General features: G+C 71.7%; 15 protein-coding genes and 1 riboswitch. Of the genes, 3 read left to right on the forward strand and 12 right to left on the reverse strand.

The features are described 5' to 3' along the window. Positions 1 to 235: 235 nt before the first annotated feature. A complete protein-coding gene (locus ACIRPU_RS19705) occupies positions 236 to 1465 on the reverse strand; it encodes an MBL fold metallo-hydrolase (protein WP_403868687.1) in 1230 nt (409 codons plus the stop codon). A 225-nt stretch (positions 1466 to 1690) separates the two neighbouring features. Between ACIRPU_RS19705 and ACIRPU_RS19710 the strand changes: the two genes are divergently transcribed. After that, a complete protein-coding gene (locus tag ACIRPU_RS19710; protein WP_403868690.1) occupies positions 1691 to 2878 on the forward strand; it encodes a Glu/Leu/Phe/Val dehydrogenase dimerization domain-containing protein in 1188 nt (395 codons plus the stop codon). A gap of 58 nt (positions 2879 to 2936) precedes the next feature. After that, entirely contained in the window at positions 2937 to 3557 is a 621-nt protein-coding gene (locus tag ACIRPU_RS19715) for a TetR/AcrR family transcriptional regulator (protein WP_403868693.1), read from the forward strand. A 140-nt stretch (positions 3558 to 3697) separates the two neighbouring features. Here the strand turns inward: ACIRPU_RS19715 and ACIRPU_RS19720 are convergent, their stop codons facing one another. From ACIRPU_RS19720 to ACIRPU_RS19745, 6 genes are all read right to left on the reverse strand, one after another. Then, positions 3698 to 4447, reverse strand: coding sequence for an SIMPL domain-containing protein (locus ACIRPU_RS19720; protein ID WP_403868696.1), 750 nt, complete (start codon positions 4445 to 4447; stop codon positions 3698 to 3700). Positions 4448 to 4687: 240 nt separating this feature from the next. Beyond that, positions 4688 to 5473: an SGNH/GDSL hydrolase family protein gene (locus tag ACIRPU_RS19725; protein ID WP_403868699.1), complete on the reverse strand. Its 786-nt coding sequence runs from the start codon at positions 5471 to 5473 to the stop codon at positions 4688 to 4690. Positions 5474 to 5599: 126 nt separating this feature from the next. Next, positions 5600 to 6316: a DUF6250 domain-containing protein gene (locus tag ACIRPU_RS19730; RefSeq protein ID WP_403868701.1), complete on the reverse strand. Its 717-nt coding sequence runs from the start codon at positions 6314 to 6316 to the stop codon at positions 5600 to 5602. A 14-nt stretch (positions 6317 to 6330) separates the two neighbouring features. Beyond that, positions 6331 to 8226, reverse strand: coding sequence for a hypothetical protein (locus ACIRPU_RS19735; RefSeq protein WP_403868703.1), 1896 nt, complete (start codon positions 8224 to 8226; stop codon positions 6331 to 6333). A gap of 250 nt (positions 8227 to 8476) precedes the next feature. Then, entirely contained in the window at positions 8477 to 9448 is a 972-nt protein-coding gene (locus tag ACIRPU_RS19740) for a peptidoglycan DD-metalloendopeptidase family protein (protein ID WP_403868706.1), read from the reverse strand. Between the two features lie 4 nt (positions 9449 to 9452). Beyond that, positions 9453 to 9647, reverse strand: a riboswitch (cyclic di-AMP (ydaO/yuaA leader). A gap of 269 nt (positions 9648 to 9916) precedes the next feature. Continuing rightward, positions 9917 to 11992 (reverse strand): alpha-galactosidase, encoded by a 2076-nt coding sequence (locus ACIRPU_RS19745; RefSeq protein WP_403868709.1) that lies wholly within the window; start codon positions 11990 to 11992, stop codon positions 9917 to 9919. Positions 11993 to 12214: 222 nt separating this feature from the next. Between ACIRPU_RS19745 and ACIRPU_RS19750 the strand changes: the two genes are divergently transcribed. Next, positions 12215 to 13012: a tyrosine-protein phosphatase gene (locus ACIRPU_RS19750; protein ID WP_403868712.1), complete on the forward strand. Its 798-nt coding sequence runs from the start codon at positions 12215 to 12217 to the stop codon at positions 13010 to 13012. Between the two features lie 20 nt (positions 13013 to 13032). On the opposite strand, the gene ACIRPU_RS19755 is transcribed toward ACIRPU_RS19750, so the two are convergent. From ACIRPU_RS19755 to ACIRPU_RS19775, 5 genes are all read right to left on the reverse strand, one after another. Further along, entirely contained in the window at positions 13033 to 13155 is a 123-nt protein-coding gene (locus tag ACIRPU_RS19755) for a DUF6126 family protein (protein WP_355702403.1), read from the reverse strand. Further along, positions 13152 to 13784, reverse strand: coding sequence for a helix-turn-helix domain-containing protein (locus ACIRPU_RS19760; protein WP_403868715.1), 633 nt, complete (start codon positions 13782 to 13784; stop codon positions 13152 to 13154). Before ACIRPU_RS19760 ends, ACIRPU_RS19755 begins: the two co-directional genes overlap by 4 nt. A gap of 107 nt (positions 13785 to 13891) precedes the next feature. Then, positions 13892 to 15277 (reverse strand): aspartate aminotransferase family protein, encoded by a 1386-nt coding sequence (locus ACIRPU_RS19765; RefSeq protein ID WP_403868717.1) that lies wholly within the window; start codon positions 15275 to 15277, stop codon positions 13892 to 13894. Then, positions 15274 to 17196 carry a 1-deoxy-D-xylulose-5-phosphate synthase gene (gene dxs / locus ACIRPU_RS19770; protein ID WP_403868720.1) on the reverse strand — a complete coding sequence of 641 codons (1923 nt, stop codon included), beginning with the start codon at positions 17194 to 17196 and terminating at the stop codon, positions 15274 to 15276. Before dxs ends, ACIRPU_RS19765 begins: the two co-directional genes overlap by 4 nt. A gap of 26 nt (positions 17197 to 17222) precedes the next feature. After that, positions 17223 to 17606 (reverse strand): flavodoxin-dependent (E)-4-hydroxy-3-methylbut-2-enyl-diphosphate synthase (locus tag ACIRPU_RS19775; RefSeq protein WP_403868723.1); only part of this gene is annotated, 384 nt, incomplete at its 5' end.

Here is a 17606-nt window from a genome sequence, read left to right on the forward strand (position 1 = left end):
GCCACTCACAGTAGTCGGCAGCGTGTCAGGTGCGGTGGGCAGTTGACAAAGTCACCCGGCGAGCGTCCCGCTCTGGTATGAGGCTTCGCACGACAGACCGATAAGACCGCACCACCGGGCAGGCAACACGGAAAGAAGACGATCAGACCTGTTCAGAGGTGGTCCGGAAACGACCGTGCGGGCCGGGGAGCTTTTCGCTCCCCGGCCCGCACGGTCGAACACCTCCGGCCCTCGGTCAGCCCGCCGGAACCGCCTCCGGCGCGTCGCCGCCCTCGACGGCGCGCCGACTTTCGTCACTCTCGGTATCGGCTTTGGCCTTGGTTGCCGTCGCGATCAGGGGCTGCCATCCGGCGGCCGGAGCGCGTGCCACGTCCCGCCACCACGGCTCGCCCGGGACGGTCTCGGCGCCGGGCTCGAAGGGCTCGCCCGGGCGGGGCAGGGCGGCCCGCGCGCCGACGGCCCGCGCGGCGGCCAGGGTGCCCTCCCCCGGGTCGGTCCACGCGTGGGTGGCGAGGTTGAACGTGCCCCAGTGGATCGGCAGCATCACTCCGCCGGGACCGCCCTGGAGGTCCAGGTGGGCGCGCATGCCCTCCTCGGGGGTCATGTGGATGTCGGGCCAGAAGTCCGAGTAGGCCCCGATCTGGATCATGGTCGCGTCGAACGGCCCGTGCTCGGCGCCGATGTCCTTGAAGCCCTCGAAGTAGCCGGTGTCGCCGCTGTGGTAGATCCGGTGCTCATCGCCCGCGACCACCCAGGAGGCCCACAGGGTGTGCTGGGTGTTGCGCAGTCCGCGGCCGCAGAAGTGACGGGCCGGGGTGGCGGTCAGGGTGAGTCCGCCGACCTTCGTCGCCTCGTGCCAGTCCAGCTCGCGCACCCGGTCGGCGGACACGCCCCAGTGTTCGAGGTGGGAGCCGACGCCGAGCGGCACGGCGAACAGGGTGTCCGTGTCCGCGAGAGCCTTGATCGTGGGCAGGTCCAGATGGTCGTAGTGGTCGTGGGAGATGACGACGACGTCGACCGGGCCCAGCGCGGCCAGCGGCAGCGGTACCGGGTGCAGCCGCTTGGGTCCCGCGAAGGAGAACGGGGAACAGCGCTCGCCCCAGACGGGGTCGAACAGCACGCGCTGCCCGTCGATCTCCGCGAGCACGCTGGAGTGCCCCATCCAGGTCAGCCGCAGGCCCGTCGCCGGCGGCTTGGCCAGGTCGGCGAGGGTGGTGGGGTGCACGGGCACGGTGCCCACGGGGGCACGGCGGGGTCGCTGGTCCCTGTCGAAGAAGACCTTGGCGAACTCGAGCATCGAACCCGAGGGGCGAGTGCTCGCCACGCCGCCGGGGTTCTGGAAGACGCCGTCCTTGAAGTGGGGAGATCTGCGGATGCGCGCCAGGCGTTCGCCGCTCGGATCCGCGCCGAAGGCCGCGGGCTGTAGAGCGCGGAGCCCGGAGCTCAGGGAACGGAAACCGGACACGGTACCTCCAGGGGAGTCGCTGAGGCATTCCATTATGGTTGCCCGCTCCGACAACGCCGGGGTCACCCCGCTCATTCCGCCGGACGACGACGGGACAACAACGCCGGGGTATCCCGCTCATTCCGCCGCGACCTGCTTTGACACGGCTTCCCTGCGTTCCGATACTGACCCATTGTTCAGTACCAGCCGTTTCAGCCGTAACGGCCCGCCGGTCGAGGAGTACGCATGACCGCCCCCTTCCTGTCGCTCACCTGGACCGACCACGTCACCGGGCGCCAGGGCCACCTGGTCGTCGACGGGCTGGTGCGCGGCGTGTGCAGCGGCGGGCTGCGGATGCGGCCGGGCTGCACCCTGGAGGAGGTGACCGGGCTCGCCCGCGGCATGAGCCTCAAGGAGGCGCTGCACTACGACCCCGAGGCCCGCTACGTCCCCCTGGGCGGAGCCAAGGGCGGCATCGACTGTGATCCCCGGGACCCGGAGGCGTACGGACTGCTGGTGCGCTACCTGCGGGCGGTGCGGCCGTACGTGGAGAGCTGCTGGACCACCGGCGAGGACCTGGGGCTGACCCAGGACCTGGTGGACCGGGCGGCCGCCGAAGCGGGGCTGGTGTCGTCCGTGCAGGCGGTCTACCCGCTGCTGGACGACGAGTCCGCCGCGCGCGAGCGGCTCGCCGCCGCCTTCGCCGTCGAGGTGGACGGCATCGGCCTGGACGAGCTGGTCGGCGGCTGCGGGGTCGCCGAGTCCGTGCTGACCGCCCTGGACCGGGCCGGGGTGGCGTACGCCGGGACGCGGGTCGCCCTCCAGGGGTTCGGCACCATGGGCGGGGCCACCGCGCGCTTCCTCACGCGCGCGGGGCTGACGATCGTGGCCGTCGCCGACGTCAAGGGCACGATCGCCCACCCGGACGGTCTCGACGTGGAGGCGCTGCTCGCCGCGCGGGACGCCCACGGCACCGTGGACCGTTCCGTGCTGCGCCCCGACGACCTCGAGCTGCCGGGCGACGCCTGGCTGTCGGTGGAGGCGGAGGTGCTGGTGCCGGCCGCCGTGTCGTACGCCGTCGGGGTCGAGGAACAGGAGCGGATCGGCGCCCGGTGGATCGCGGAGGCGGCCAACATGCCCGTCCTGCCGGAGGCGGAGAAGCTGCTGCACGCGCGCGGGGTGAGCGTGCTGCCGGACGTCGTCGTCAACTCCGGGACGAACGCCTGGTGGTGGTGGACGCTGTTCGGCGACATCGGCGCGGACGCGGCGGAGGCCTTCGCGTACACGCGGCGCTCGATGCGCGCCCTGGTGGAACTGGTGCTGGCCCGCGCCGAGGCGGACGGCACGACGCCCCGGGCCGCCGCGCACACGATCGCCGAACAGCGGCTGCCGGTGATCGCGGAACGCTTCGGGCGGTACCGGCCCGAGGGGTGAGCGGCCGCCGCCACGGACCGGTCCGGCGTCGATCACACCGACGGATTAGGGTGACGGCGTGGTGAGGGTCCGGTTGAGTGTGGCCGAGCGGCGCGAGGAACTGCTGCGGGCGGCCATCGAGCAGATCGAGGCGCGGGGCGTGGCGGCGGTCAGGATCGCCGACGTGGCCGCGGCCCTCGGCGTGAGCAACGCCCTGGTGCTCTACCACTTCTCGACGAAGGAGAAGCTCGTCGCCGACGCGTTCGCCTACGCGGCCGAGGGCGACCTGACGCGGCTGCGCAAGCTGGTCGGCCGCCGTACCACGGCCCTGCGCCGGCTGCGGTCGGCGGTGCGCTGGTACGCGCCCACGGGGCAGGCCAAGGGCTGGCGGCTGTGGATCGAGGGCTGGGCGGTGTCGCTGCGCGAGCCCGCGCTGCGGGACGTCGCGCGCGATCTCGACAAGGAGTGGAAGGCGGCGCTCGCCGAGGTGATCGCGGAGGGCGTGGCCGCGGGCGAGTTCCGTTGCCCGGACCCGGCCGGCACGGCCCTGCGTCTGACGGCCCTGCTGGACGGCCTCGCCGTGCAGCTGACGTCCTACGCGGGCACGGTGTCCCGGGCCCGGGCCCAGGAGTGGGTCGACGAGGCGCTGGCCCGGGAACTCGGTCTGGGCCCCGAGACGTTGAGCGCCCAGGAGCGCTGAGAGACCGGCTGCCGCCGCGAACCCGCGGCCCGGCACGGCTGTCGTCCGAGCCGGGGCCCGGTACGGCTGTCGTCCGGCCGGTCTGGCGAGGTGGTCCGGCGTCCGACCGGGCTCGTGGCCGGTTCCGGCGGGAGGAGGGGTCAGTCCAGCTCGTACACCGCCGTCACCGTCGCCGTCGCGCGGATCTCGCCGGGCGCGACGGGCGCACCGCCGAGGCCGGCCCCGGGGGTGTCCGCGGCCGACGGCGCCGGACGCGGGGAGCTGGACGCGTCCTCGCTGAGCGAGACGAGACGGCCCAGGCGACGGCCGCTGAGGCGGGCGTACTGCTCGGCCTTGGCGTGGGCGTCGGCGTGCGCGGCCTCGCGCGCCCCGGCCCGCAGCGGGGCGGGGTCGGCGACGTCGAAGGCCACGAAGCCGATCCGCGCGGCGTCACCGGCGGCGTCGGTGACCGCCTGCACGACCGCGCCGACCTTCGCCACCTCACGCACCTTCACGGAGAAGGACTGCGCGGCCTGGTACCCCGTCAGGCGGGCGGTGCCGCCCGTGTGGTCGTAGACGGCGTCGAGGGAGACGCTCTCCGTTCGGATGTCCCGGTCGGCGACGCCCTGCGCGCGGACGGCGGCCAGCAGCGCGGCGGCCGCCTTGTTCTGCGCGTCCAGCGCGGACTGCGAGGTCTTGGCGGAGGCCTCGACGCCTGCGCCGACGACCGCGAGGTCGGGCGGTGCGCTCGCGCTGCCCTCGCCGGTCACCGTCACGGTGGCGGGGCTGTCCGGGGCGAGCGGACGGGCCGTCGCGGCGGGGTGGGCGGGCAGCGCGGCCGCCGCCGCCGGCGCGGCGGGCGCCGTGACGCCCAGGGCGAGCAGGGTGACGAGGGCCGCGGCGACGGACATCCGGGGGAGAGACGTACGGGGAACGGACGTAAGGGGAAGGGGCGTACGGGAGAAGGGCGTACCGGGAAAGGGCATGCGGGACCGGTCCTTGGAGGTGTCGGGCGGTGCCAGGTGCGGGTGCGGTCATCCCAGCACCGGCGCCCGGCCCCGCCCGGGCGCCACTCCCGTGCGCTCACCTCACTGGTGGAGCGGCCGGCCGTGCGTCGTCCGCGGCCGGCCGCGTCCCCTCCTGTCGGCGGTTCAGGCCACGGCCGCTATCCGCATCCTGATGTCGTCCGCCGACAGCGTGCCCTTGGCGGTCACGTGGTCGCCGGAGGACTCCCCGCGCAGCCGGCGTCCGATCCACGGGACCAGGTACTCGCGCGCCCAGTGGACGTCGTCGCGCCGCACGTCCAGGGTGCCGCGCGGCGGGAGCAGCGGCCACGGCTGCTCCGGATCGGCCGGTACCTCGAGGCCGAGGGCCAGCCCGCCGCGCAGCGCCACGCGCGTGTGCCCCTCCGGGGAGAGGTGGAGCCGGTCGCCGTCCCAGGCCCTGCGGTCCTGAATGGACTTCAGGGACCACAGGTCGAGCACCGGACAGCCGTAGCGGTCGGCCACGGCACGCACGTGCCCGTTGTAGGTGGCGATCTTGCCGCGCAGGTGCTTGAGCACGGGGACGCCACGGGTGTCGAAGCCGGTCGTCACCATGACGGTGCCGGCTGCGGCGGTCAGGGCCGAGATCGCGCGTTCGAAACGCTCGGCGACCTCGTCCGGGTCGGTACCGGGACGGAGGATGTCGTTGCCGCCCGCACAGAAGGAGACCAGGTCCGGGGCGAGTTCCACCGCCCTGGGGAGTTGGTCCTCCATGATCTGGTCGAGCAGCTTTCCGCGGACCGCGAGGTTGGTGTAGTTGAAGTCGCCCTCGGGCCGCCGGTCGGCCAGGAGCACCGCGAGGCGGTCCGCCCAGCCGACGAACGCCCCGTCGGGGCCTGGGTCGCCGACGCCCTCGGTGAAACTGTCCCCCACCGCCACGTACGACCTGATCACTGATCTGTCGTCACTCTTCGAATCGTCTGCCACAGCAGTTCATCATTCACCTTCGAATGTGACCTACGCGATCGTAGGAAGGGGTTGACGGGCGGTGAGATAAGACACCCTTAAAGAATTTGCCAATCAGGGAATAAGGGACCACGCCCGGAAGTCGTTGATCCGGAAATGGCTCCAGGTGGTGCGGAAGGCGAAGTGCCCGCCCGTGTACGGCTCCGGGTCGCTGTGGTCGAAGACGAGCCGGCCGTTGTTCCACCAGCGGACGACCGAACCGTCGGAGACGATGCGGACGTGGTTCGGCTCGTTCGCGACGAGCAGCGGCTCGGTGTAGTCGTAGATCAGCGGACGCACCCCCGCCTCGCCGACGTAGCGGCGCAGCCGGGTCGTCGTGTTGGTGTTGGCGCCGTAGCCGACGTAATACGTCTTGAGGTAGTCGTACTCGGCGAGGGCGCCGCCGCGCGGGGTGGCGAACAGATCCTCCGGGGAGCGGACGTCGACGGCGTTCCAGAAGTTGTTGAGGTCGGAGACGCGGTCGTTGACCCCGCCCGCGGAGACGGGCGTGGCGACGTACTCGAGGACGTACGGCCCTTGGAGCGGCCGCTTGAACCAGATCGTCGCCCCGGCGGGCACGTCGACCTCCAGGGTCCCGCGGGAGGCCGTGACCGTTCCGCCCTTCTCCAGTTCGACGGCCCACTGGCGCAGGCCGTGGCGGAAGTCGTCGTGGGCGATCAGGCGGCGGTGGCGGGGCCGGGGGCTCGCGGCGGTCGCGGCCGTCGCCGGGGCGAGGGCGGCCAGCGCCGCGCCTGCCGTGAGGGCTCCGAAGGCCCTGCGGGTGGTCGTCATGTCGGTCGGCTCCTTCAGTGGGCGGGGGTGGTGAGGTGCGGCGCGGGGACACGGCGGGTCTCGGTGCCGAGGTAGTAGTCGGTGTACGTGGACTGGAGGTAGCCGCGTACGGTCCAGCCGAGGCGGTACGCGGGGTTCTGCGCGAGCGTGTAGACGCGGGTGCCGGTCGGCGCGGTGGTGGTGTAGAGGCGCAGGGCGGTGTGGTCGGCGGTCTCGGCGAGGATCTCCTCGCGCCAGTCGCCGACGAGGTCGCCGTAGAACGGGGTGGCGTTGCGGGCGCCGGAGACGACGCCGGCCGGGTCGAAGACCGTCGCGCTGCTCTCGGTCGCCGGGTCCCACTTCTCGACCCGGGTGAAGTCGAGCAGCTCTGACGCCTTGTCACCGTCCCACCAGATACGAAAGTTGACGCTGGGAGTGGTGGCGGAGACCTTGCCGTCCTGGACGTTGAAGACGCCCGCGCCGGGCCGGGTCACGTCGGCGGTGGACGTCCAGTACTCGTAGCCGCGGTGGCCCGGGTCGATGTCCGCGGCGTTCCCGCGGCCGGTGTCGAGGTCGGCGTCGCTCACGGGGCTCGTCGGGTGCGAGCCGGTCACCAGCCGCTCGCCGGTGTCGGCGTCGTAGTAGTACCAGGGGAACGCGGAGACGATGCCCAGCTCGGACTGCTGGATGGCGAAGCCCTCCAGGCCGGGCCGGTCGGGGTCGAGGTCGGCGATGTCGAAGCGGTCGCCGTGGATGGCCCGGTCGACGACGTAGCGCAGCGTGCCGTCGCTGTTCACGACGTAGTTGCCGTCGGCGATCTCGTCCTTTCCGTCCCCGTCGACGTCGACGGTGCGGATCTGGTGGAAGCTGGTCGCGCCGGTCGTCGGGTCCACGACGTACTTCCAACGGCGGCTGAGATCGGTGCCGTCGAAGTCCCAGGTCTGGAACAGGACCCTGAACGCACCGCGCTTGGCTCCGACGCGGGTGACCAACTTGGTCACCAGGCTGGGGTGCCGACCGTCCAGGTAGGCGATGCCGAAGTGGCCGCCGGAGGGGCCGTCGGCCACGAAGTCGTCGGGGACGGGCTGCCGGGTCCGCTCGGTGCCGGTCGCTCCGTCGATCACCGACACGAACTGGTTCGCGGGCGAGGCGGCGGTGACCTGCGAGCCGTCGGCGAAGGTGGTCCCGGCTGCGGTGTGCGCCAGCACCTCGGCACGGCCGTCGCCGTCGAGGTCGTAGACGGTGACGTTGTCGTCGTTGCGGTAGCCGCCGATCGCCGTGGAACCGCTGATCGCGGCGGGCGCCGGGTCGTTGGCGCCGTTCCCGCCGACCTGGGTGTAGGAGCCGGGCCCGAGGTCGACCCGCCACAGGCGCTCGCCGGTGAGCGTGTACGCCTCCAGCAGGTCCGGCCGGTCGCGGGTCCCGGACAGCCGGCTGACGACGAGCTCGTAGCGTCCGTCGCCGTCGAGGTCGCCCGGCCAGGCGTGCTGGACGGTGTAGCCGTCGGCGCCGGCCAGCGGGATCTCGGCGTAGCCGTCGGTGAAGAGCAGGGCCGCCGGACTCGGCTTCTGCACATGTCCGTCGACGACGGCGCGGACGGTGTACGTCCCCCTCCCCGGGCTGTCGTCCTGGTAGGTCGTCGATTTCCGTATCGGCTCGCGGTTGAGGCGGCGGCCGTTCTTGTAGACGTTGAAGGCGATGGCGTCGCCGTAGCGCGCGTATTCGGTGCCGAGCAGCCGCCAGCTGAGGAAGGTCCCGTCGCCCGACGGGGTGGCGACCAGGCCGCGGTCGAGGTTCTCGACGATCCGGCGCGGGATCTCGGTGGCGTGCCCGGCGGGCGCGGAGACGAGTCCGCCCAGCAGGGCCGCGACGGTGACGGCGGCCGCGGCGGCGGCGCCCTTGATGACGATGCGTCGGTCGACGCCGGACACAGGACCTCCGAGGAGCGATAGAAAGCGCTTGCTCACTGACGGGGATCACTGTGTCCCCACTCTGTCCCACCTGTCGATGGGGCGAGAAGGGATGCCACAAGAACGCAATAGAACGATCATGAACGCGCACACTCCGACACCGGCGCCGCCCGGACATACCGAAGGCCGGACACGCCGAAGGCCGGACCCGGGGATCGGGGTCCGGCCTTCGGCCGCGTGTCAGGCGGGAGGTCGTCGGAGTCGGAGGGGGTCAGCCGACGGAGACGCCGTGCGAGCGGAGGTAGGCGATCGGGTCCACGTCCGAGCCGTAGTCCGGCGTGGTGCGGATCTCGAAGTGCAGGTGCGGGCCGGTCACGTTGCCGGTCGCACCGGAGAGGCCGACCTGCTGGCCCGCGGTCACGGTCTGGCCGGCCGAGACGGAGAGCTGGGACAGGTGGGCGTACTGGGCGTAGTAGCCGTCGGCGAGCTTGATGACGACCTGGTTGCCGTACGCGCCGCCCCACCCCGCGGAGACGACGGTGCCCGCGCCCACGGCCTTGAGGGAGGTGCCGGTCGGGACGACGAAGTCGGTGCCCGTGTGGTAGCCGCTGGACCACATGCTGCCGGCCGTGTGGTACGCCGTGCCGACGGTGGCGCCCGCCACCGGCAGCGTGTAACCGCTGGAGGTGCCGGTGCCGCTCTCGACGGCCTGGGTGACCGTCTTCGAGGAGGACGAACCGGACGACGAGGAGGAAGAGGACGAAGAGGACGACGACTTGGTCCCGGACGCCTTCGACTTCGACGAGGACGAGGAGGAACCGGACGACGAGCCGGTCCCGCCGGTCGTGGAGGTCGCGGCCTTCTTGCCGAGGGAGAGCTTCAGTCCGGGGTGGATCAGCGACGGGTCGCTGCCGACGGCCTGCCGGTTGTCCTGGTACAGCTTCTGCCAGCCGCCGCTGACGTTCTGGTCGTCCGCGATCTTCGAGAGATAGTCGCCGGACCGCACGGTGTAGGTCTTCGCCGTCGTGGCGGTGGCCGCCTTCTGCGCCACCGGCACGGACTGCACGGCCTTTTCCGGAACGGCCTGGGAAGCCGACTGGGCGACGGACTGCGCCGGGGCCGCGTGAGCGCCGGCGGCTCCTATCAGCGGAAGGGCGAGCGCGGCGCCGCCGGTTCCGGCGACGGCGATGGAGCGAGTGAAGCGCTGGGCTTTCGGACGGCGGTGCTTACCCTTCGCGGGCATGGCGAATTCCTCTCCGGCGCCTGCGAGGTGAGCTGTCGGGTGCGGACTGGAGATGCCCGGCCGCGCCGAGGCGCGGCTTTACCCCGAAGCCTGTTCCGGAGACCGGAACAGGCGGTTGTGCCTGTGGGTCCCCCGCTCCTGCCACGTACGGGTGAGTGTGCGGTCCCCGGGCGGTGGCAGGATTCGGCGTCCGTCCGGATTGGTGTGGAACGTAGGCGACCAGGACGCACAGGGACAAGCAGAGGTTGCGCCGGTAACGCCTTTCTCTTGATCCGCTGTGAGAATCCCCGGTCACCCTGCGTGAGCCGAAGGGGTCGCGCAACAGCAAGCACCCTTGAAATGCATACGAATTACGTGAACATGACGGGCGACGTACGGTCACGGATATGACGCTGCTCACGTGACAGCTCTCCAGGTTCCTTTATTCCAGAGCGAGTTGGAACGAAGGATCCAATTCGGACAGAAACCTCAGATGCGACGCAGCCGGATAACCGTCGCATCAAGGTCGCCGCGCAGTCCGGTGCGCAGCCCGTGGTGCAGGAGCACCGCCCCCCGGTGGACTTCGCCCGTTTCACGGCATTCGTACGCCGCTGTCGGGTCGAGTCCGCGCAGCCGCAGCGCCGGAACGGGCTCGCCGAACCGCTGCGCCTGGAGCCAGGCGAGGACGACGCTCTCGTCTCCGCGCACATACTGGACGGCGCTCAGGCCGCCCGCCGGGGGCCGCAGCCGGTAGAGGTCGCCCTGCTGCACGAGGGGCCGGATCTCCTTGTAGAGGTCCACCCACCGACGCGCCTCGGAGAGCTCCTCCTCGCTCCACTCGGAGAGGTCCCCGCCGACGCCGAGCACACCGGCCATGGCACTGACGAACCGGAAGCGCAGCGAGCTGACCCGGCCGTTGAGCTGGGTGTTGGGACTGTCGGTGACCCACGCCGCCATGACCCGGGCGGGGTGGATCTGGCTGAAGCCGTGCTGGATGTCGAGCCGGTCGAGCGGATCGGTGTTGTCGGAGGTCCACACCTGGTCGGTGCGGCTCATGATCCCGAGGTCGATACGACCGCCGCCGCCGGAGCAGGACTCGAAGGCGACCCCGGGATGAGCCGCCCGCAACCGGTCCAGGAGCGCGTACAGGGCCCGGACGTGGTCGACCCAGAGGCGCTGCGGATAGGGGTCGTCCGGCCAGCCGGCGTCGGTGAAGCAGCGGTTGAAGTCCCACTTCACATAGTCGACGGGCGCGCTGGAGAGGAGCCCGTGGAGCTGCTCCCAGAGGTACTCCTGGACGTCCTCGCGCGCGAGGTTCAGTACGAGTTGATTGCGGAACTCCGTCCGCTTTCGTCCCGATTGGAACTGCACCCAGTCGGGGTGCGCCCGGTACAGCTCGCTGTCCGGGTTGACCATCTCGGGCTCGACCCAGATGCCGAACTGCATGCCGAGGCCGTGCACGTAGTCGGCGAGGGGCTTCAGCCCGCCCGGGAACCGGTCGGGGTTGGGCCGCCAGTCGCCGAGGCCCGCGTGGTCGCCGGTGCGCGCCCCGAACCAGCCGTCGTCGACGACGAAGAGCTCCACGCCCATCGCGGCGGCCCGCCGGGCGAGCGCGCCCTGCTGCTCCTCGGAGATGTCGAAGTAGGTGGCCTCCCAGGAGTTGAACAGCACCGGCCGGTCCTGTTCGGCGTCCGGGACGACGTACGCGCGCTGGTAGGCGTGCCAGGTGCGGCTCGCCCCGCCGAAGCCGGCGTCGCTCCACAGCCCGGCGAAGACGGGCGTGGTGAAGGACTCCCCCGCGGCCAGCCGCAGCAGACCCGAGTCGTCGTACCCGGCGCCCCCGGTGATCTGCACGCGCGCGTCCGGGAGTTGGGCGACGGCGATCCGCCAGGACCCCGACCAGCCGAGGGCGCAGCCGTAGACCTCGCCGCGCTCCTCGGTGGCGTCGGTGTCCAGGGCGACCCAGGGCAGGTGCTGGTGCCCGGTGTGACCGCGGCGGCTGCCGATGACCTGCTCGCCGTAGGTGAGCGGGGACCGGGTGAGCCGGGACTCGGCGGCCCAGCGGCCGTGCAGCTGCGACAGCCGCCAGTCGTCGCGCTCGGGCAGGGTCCAGGTGGCGGAGTCGGCGCGCAGCAGTTCCAGCGGCCGCTCGCCGTCGTTGCACAGGGTCGTCCAGCGCTCGACGACATCGCCCCGCATCCGGTAGTGCAGGGTGACGGCCAGCCCGGCGTCCCGGAACCGCAGCCGCAGCTCGTCGCCGTCGGCCTCGAAGTCCTCGTAGGACCACTCGGTGCCGCGGCGCTCGTCGGTGCGCACGGACAGGGCGGGCCGGACGAAGCGCGGGCCGCCCTCGACCGGGTACTCCTCCCGGCCGTCGAGCGGGGACTCGAAGGACGCCCCGCGCTCCGAGGCCGGGAGGGCGGCGAGCGCCTCGGCGTCCGCGAGCGCGATGCCGGGGCCCCAGTGCAGGTGGACCAGCTCGTCGGCCTCGGTGAGGTGGAGGGCGTAGCTGCTCGTCGGCCCGGTAAGGAGCCAGGTGCGGCCGTTGTCGGCGATCTCGGGCATCAAACCCCCACTAATTCGAACAGGTGCGATCAAGCATCAACATCATCGAATGCGGTCGGCCCGCAGGGCAACTTCCCGTGGACAACTCTCACCTGGTCAGACGTCCGCGGTACCGCCCTGTGGACAACCCGTTGCCCGGGGAATCCATGTCGTATCGTCGGGGACGTGTCCCGTCGGCCACCACGAGCCGCGCCGACGGAGACCGACAGGGAGGGAGCCCCCGTGACGCAGCAGATCCCGTCGACCGAGCCCGAGCTGGCCGCTGTGCGCAACTTCCGGGACGTGGGCGGTCTGCCGACCGTCGACGGCCGTCGGGTGCGGCACGGCGTGCTGTTCCGCAGCGGCCATCTCGCGCACGCGACCGACGAGGACGCCGCGTTCCTCTCCGGCCTGGGCCTGCACACCGTCTTCGACTTCCGCAACGCCGCGGACCAGAAGCTGGAGGGCCCGGACGTCGAGCTGCCGGGCGTGCGCAATGTGAACCTGCCCCTGTCGGACCCGGCGGACGGCTCCGAGTTCTGGAAGATGGTGCGCGACGGCGAGATCGACCAGCTGCGCGGGATCCTGGGCGACGGCAAGGCCGCCGGCCGGATGATCGCCTCCTACCGCTCGATCATCAAGGAGCGGACGGCCGAGCACGCGCAGGTGCTGCACTCGCTCGCCGAGGACAGCGTCCCGGCCCTGATGCACTGCGCGGCGGGCAAGGACCGCGCGGGCCTGTCCATCGCGGTGACGCTGCTCGCCCTGGGCGTGGAGCGCGAGGCGATCCTCGCCGACTACCTGGAGTCCAACGCCAAGCACCGCCGCTACCGGGTGCGCCGCAGCGCCACCTCCGCCGCGGCCTACTCCCCCGAGGTCATGGAGCTGCTCGGTCCGCTCTTCGACGCGCGCGCGGAGTACCTCGAGGCGGCCATGGAGACCATCGAGGAGACCTGGGGCGGCGTCGACGCCTACCTGGAGGAGGGCCTCGGGCTCTCCCCCGAGACCCGTGAGCGGCTGCGGGACCGACTGCTCGACTGAGCCGGCGTCGCGGAGGGGCCCTACTGGTTGGCGCCCACCTCGAACAGCAGGAAGAGGAACCCCGCGAAGAGGTGTCCCACCGCGATGTAGATGATGAGCCGGATCCAGAGGGTGCGAGGGAACTTCTCCTCGATGTCCTTCATGGCGTCTCTCCGATGTCCGAAGGGGTCGGGCCCAGGCACAACGTGGCCGTGGGGCTCTGCAGCAGGGTGTGGACGAAGAGCAGCTCGACCCCGTCGGCGTCCTGCGCCGCGATGCGGTGCGGGGTCAGCGAGTCGAAGTGCGCGCTGTCACCGGGCCCGAGCAGCTCGGTGGTGTCCCCGAGGCGCAGCCGCAGCCGCCCGCGCAGGACGTGCAGCCACTCCTCCCCGGGGTGCACGCGCACGACGTCCCCCTGGGAGCCGTACGGCACCTCGACGCGCAGGGCCTGCATCCCGCGCCCGGAGCCGCCCGCCTGCCAGTACGTCCAGCCGCCCGCGCGGGTCGGCTCCATGTCGGCGGCGCGGACGACGGCGTCCCGGTCGGCGGACGTCTCGCCGAGCAGTTCCGAGACCGTCGTACCGTAGATACGGGCGAGCGCGAGCAGCATCGGCAGCGAGGGCTGGCGCTGCCCCGTCTCCAGGCGGGAGAGATGGGCCGGGGACAGCCCGGCGGCGCGGGCCGCGGCCTCCAGGGTGAGGGCGGCCCGGCGGCGCTGGGCGCGCAGCTGGGGGGCGACGGCGGGAAGAGCCCCGGCCGGCTCCGCCGGGGGCTCGGACTCGGGCGGGCTCATGACTCCATTGGACGGCGATTTTGCCTCTGCGGCAAATTTGTTGCCTCAGAGGCAAAAACGCTCGGGAGCGCGGACAGTTCTCGCGGCCGCCCGCTCTCCCGCGCCGCTCAGCGGTTGGCCACCGCCTGCTTCACCAGCGTCTTGCCGAAGTCCCACATCAGCCCGCCGCCGCTGTGCGCGTCGTCCATCACGGCGCTGAAGGCGTCGACGAACCGGTCCACCTCCGGCTCGCCGACGATCAACGGCGGGATCAGCTTGATCACCTCCAGGTGGTCACCGGAGACCTGGGTGAGGATCCGGTGCCGTTGGAGCAGCGGTACCACCACCATCTGCGCGAACAGCCCCTTGCGGGCCGCCTGGAGCATGGCCCACCGGCTGCGCAGCTTCAGCGATCTGGGCTTCCCGAACTCGATCCCGATCATCAGACCCCGGCCGCGGACGTCGGCCAGCAGCTCGTACTTGTCGACCAGTGCCGCCAGCCGGGACCTGAGCAGCTCGCCCGTGACCCGCGCGCCGGCCACGATCTGCTCGTTCTCCAGGACGGACAGCACCGCGAGCCCGGCCGCCATGGCCTGTGCGTTGGACCCGAAGCTCGCCGAGTGCACGAGCACCCGGTCCATCGACGAGTAGACCTTCTTGAAGATCCAGTCCTTGCCGAGCGTGGCGCCGACCGGCACATAGCCCCCGGACAGCGCCTTGGCCACGCACACCAGGTCCGGCTCGACGCCCTCCTCGTGCTGGTAGGCGTAGAAGTCGCCGGTCCGGCCGAGACCCGTCTGCACCTCGTCGGCGATCAGCAGTGCCTTGTGCCGGTGCAGCAGCTCCTGCGCCGCGCGCAGATAGCCGGGCGGCGCCTCGTGCACCCCCTTGCCCTGGATCGGCTCGACGATCAGGGCGGCGACGTCCCCCTTCTTCAGCTCGCCGGCCAGGGCGTCGAGATCGCCGAGCGGGACCGCCGTGTCGGCCAGCAGGGGCGCGAACCCGTCCCGAAACCCCGACTCGCCGTTCACCGACAGCGAGCCCGTGGTGAGCCCGTGGAAGGCGTGGTCGCAGTACAGGACCCTCGGCCTGCCGGTGGCGTACCGGGCGAACTTCAGCGCCGTCTCCACCGCCTCCGTGCCGCTGTTGCCGAAGAACACCCGGTCCAGGTGCGGGCTGTGGGCGAGCAGCTTCTCGGCCAGCAGCCCGGGCAGCGGCTGGCAGTCGAAGCGGGTCAGGTCGGCGAGCTGGGCGTCGAGGACGTCGTGCAGCGCCTTGCGGACGACTGGGTGGTGGCGGCCCAGCCCCATCACGCCGAACCCGGCGAGCATGTCCAGGTAGTCGTTCCCGTCCGCGTCCCAGAAGTACGCGCCCTCAGCGCGCTCGTAGACCTTGTCGAAGCCGAGGGTGTGCAGCATCCGCGGCAGTTGGTGGTTGAGGTATCTGCCGTGCAGCTCGTAGCGCTCGGCTCCGCGCTCGGCCAGGAGGGCGCCGAGGTCGAACTCCGTGGTCATTCAGCTTTCTCCTTGAGTGGGCCGGTCACCGCGGCGTCGGCGGACCCGACATCCTTGGCGGCCAGGCTCGCGCTGATCCGGCCGGCCACCTCGACGGGGGTGAGGCCGATGTCGGCGAGCACCTCGCCGCGCTTGGCGTGCGCGAGGAACTGCTCCGGGATCCCGAACCGCCGTACGGGCACGTCGACCTCGGCGTCGCCCAGGGCCAGCGCCACCGCCGATCCGACGCCGGCGGCCCGGCTGTTGTCCTCGACGACGGCCACCAGCCGGTGCTCGGCGGCGAGGCCGGGCAGCGCCGGGTCGACGGGCTTCACCCACCGGGGGTCGACGACCGTGCAGGCGACGCCCCGGGCCTCCAGCAGCTCGGCCGCCCGCAGACACACCGGCGCCATGACGCCGACGGCCACCAGGAGCACCTGCGCGCGGTCGCCGCGGCGCAGCACGTCCATGCCGCCCACCCGGCCGATGGCCGGCACCTCGGGCCCGACCGACTCCTTCGGGAAGCGGACCAGTGTCGGCGCGTCGTCCACCGCGACCGCCTCCCGCAGCTGCGCGCGCAGCTGCTCGGCGTCGCGGGGGGCCGCGATGCGCAGTCCCGGGACGACCTGGAGCACGGACATGTCCCACATGCCGTTGTGCGAGGCCCCGTCCACACCGGTGACGCCGGCCCGGTCCAGCACGAACGTGACCCCGCAGCGGTGCAGGGCCACGTCCATCAGCAGCTGGTCGAAGGCCCGGTTGAGGAAGGTGGCGTAGACGGCGACGACGGGATGCAGACCACCGGTCGCCAGGCCGGCCGCGCTCACGGCCGCGTGCTGTTCGGCTATGCCGACGTCCCACACCCGGTCCGGGAAGCGCTCGGCGAACCTGCCGAGTCCCACCGGATGCAGCATCGCCGCAGTGATCGCCACCACGTCGTCGCGTTCCTCGCCGATCCGCACGATCTCCTCGCCGAAGACGGACGTCCAGGACGGCCCTCCGGCGGGCGTGAGCGGCACGCAGGTGAGGGGGTCCATCGCACCCACGGTGTGGAAGTGGTCCTCCTCGTGCGCGAGGGCGGGCTCGTAGCCGCGCCCCTTCTCGGTCAGACAGTGCACCAGCACCGGCCCGTGGAAGCGCTTGGCCCGCCGCAGCGCGGACTCGACGGCCTTGATGTCGTGCCCGTCGATCGGGCCGACGTACTTCAGGCCGAGATCCTCGAACATGCCCTGCGGCGCGAACGCGTCCTTGAAGCCCTTCTTCGCGCCGTGCAGCGACTCGTAGACCGTATGGCCCACGACCGGGGTGCGCAGCAGTACGTCCTTCCCCCAGGCCAGCACCTTCTCGTAGCCGTCGGTCGTGCGCAGGGTCGCGAGGTGGTTGGCCAGTCCGCCGATGGTCGGCGCGTACGAGCGCTCGTTGTCGTTGACGACGATGATCAACGGCCGGTCCTTGGCGGCCGCGATGTTGTTCAGCGCCTCCCAGGCCATACCGCCGGTGAGCGCGCCGTCGCCGATGACCGCGACCACATGGCCCTTCTCGCCCTGCACCTGGCGGGCCTTGGCGAGGCCGTCGGCCCAGCCGAGGGCGGTGGAGGCGTGGCTGTTCTCGATGACGTCGTGCTCGGACTCCTCACGGGAGGGGTAGCCGGACAGGCCGCCCTTGCCGCGCAGTTTGGAGAAGTCCTGACGCCCGGTCAGAAGCTTGTGCACATAGCTCTGGTGGCCGGTGTCCCACAGGATGCGGTCGACCGGCGACTCGAAGACCCGGTGGAGCGCGACGGTCAGTTCGACCACACCCAGGTTGGGCCCCAGGTGCCCGCCGGTCCTGGCGACCGCGTGCACCAGGAACTCCCTGATCTCTTCGGTCAGTTCACCGAGTTCCGCCTCGGACAGCGCCTTCAGGTCGCGTGGTTGCCGGATGTTCTCCAGGATCGTCACGTCGGGCCCCCTTCGGTCCGTGCTGTTCAACTCACGGTGACGGCCGGCTCCCCCGCCGCGACGCCGTCCTGCTCCATCTGTTCGGCCAGCTTCAGGGCCTCCTCGATGAGGGTCTCCACGATCTTCGACTCGGGGACGGTCTTGATGACCTCGCCCTTCACGAAGATCTGGCCCTTGCCGTTGCCGGAGGCGACGCCGAGGTCGGCCTCGCGGGCCTCCCCCGGACCGTTGACGACGCAGCCCATGACCGCGACGCGCAACGGGACCTCCATGCCCTCCAGGCCCGCCGTCACCTCTTCGGCCAGCTTGTAGACATCGACCTGGGCCCGCCCACAGGACGGACAGGAGACGATCTCCAGACCCCGCTGCTTGAGGTTGAGGGACTCCAGGATCTGGTTGCCGACCTTGAC

Origin of the sequence: Streptomyces sp. NPDC102259, assembly GCF_044766465.1 — a bacterium.
Lineage (GTDB): Bacteria > Actinomycetota > Actinomycetes > Streptomycetales > Streptomycetaceae > Streptomyces.

Coding starts and splice junctions, on each gene's coding strand:
- ACIRPU_RS19710 (WP_403868690.1), top strand. CDS start 1,691: ATGACCGCCCCCTTCCTGTCGCTCACCTGGACCGACCACGTCACCGGG.
- ACIRPU_RS19720 (WP_403868696.1), bottom strand. CDS start 4,447: ATGTCCGTCGCCGCGGCCCTCGTCACCCTGCTCGCCCTGGGCGTCACG.
- ACIRPU_RS19730 (WP_403868701.1), bottom strand. CDS start 6,316: ATGACGACCACCCGCAGGGCCTTCGGAGCCCTCACGGCAGGCGCGGCG.
- ACIRPU_RS19740 (WP_403868706.1), bottom strand. CDS start 9,448: ATGCCCGCGAAGGGTAAGCACCGCCGTCCGAAAGCCCAGCGCTTCACT.
- ACIRPU_RS19745 (WP_403868709.1), bottom strand. CDS start 11,992: ATGCCCGAGATCGCCGACAACGGCCGCACCTGGCTCCTTACCGGGCCG.
- ACIRPU_RS19755 (WP_355702403.1), bottom strand. CDS start 13,155: ATGAAGGACATCGAGGAGAAGTTCCCTCGCACCCTCTGGATCCGGCTC.
- ACIRPU_RS19760 (WP_403868715.1), bottom strand. CDS start 13,784: ATGAGCCCGCCCGAGTCCGAGCCCCCGGCGGAGCCGGCCGGGGCTCTT.
- ACIRPU_RS19765 (WP_403868717.1), bottom strand. CDS start 15,277: ATGACCACGGAGTTCGACCTCGGCGCCCTCCTGGCCGAGCGCGGAGCC.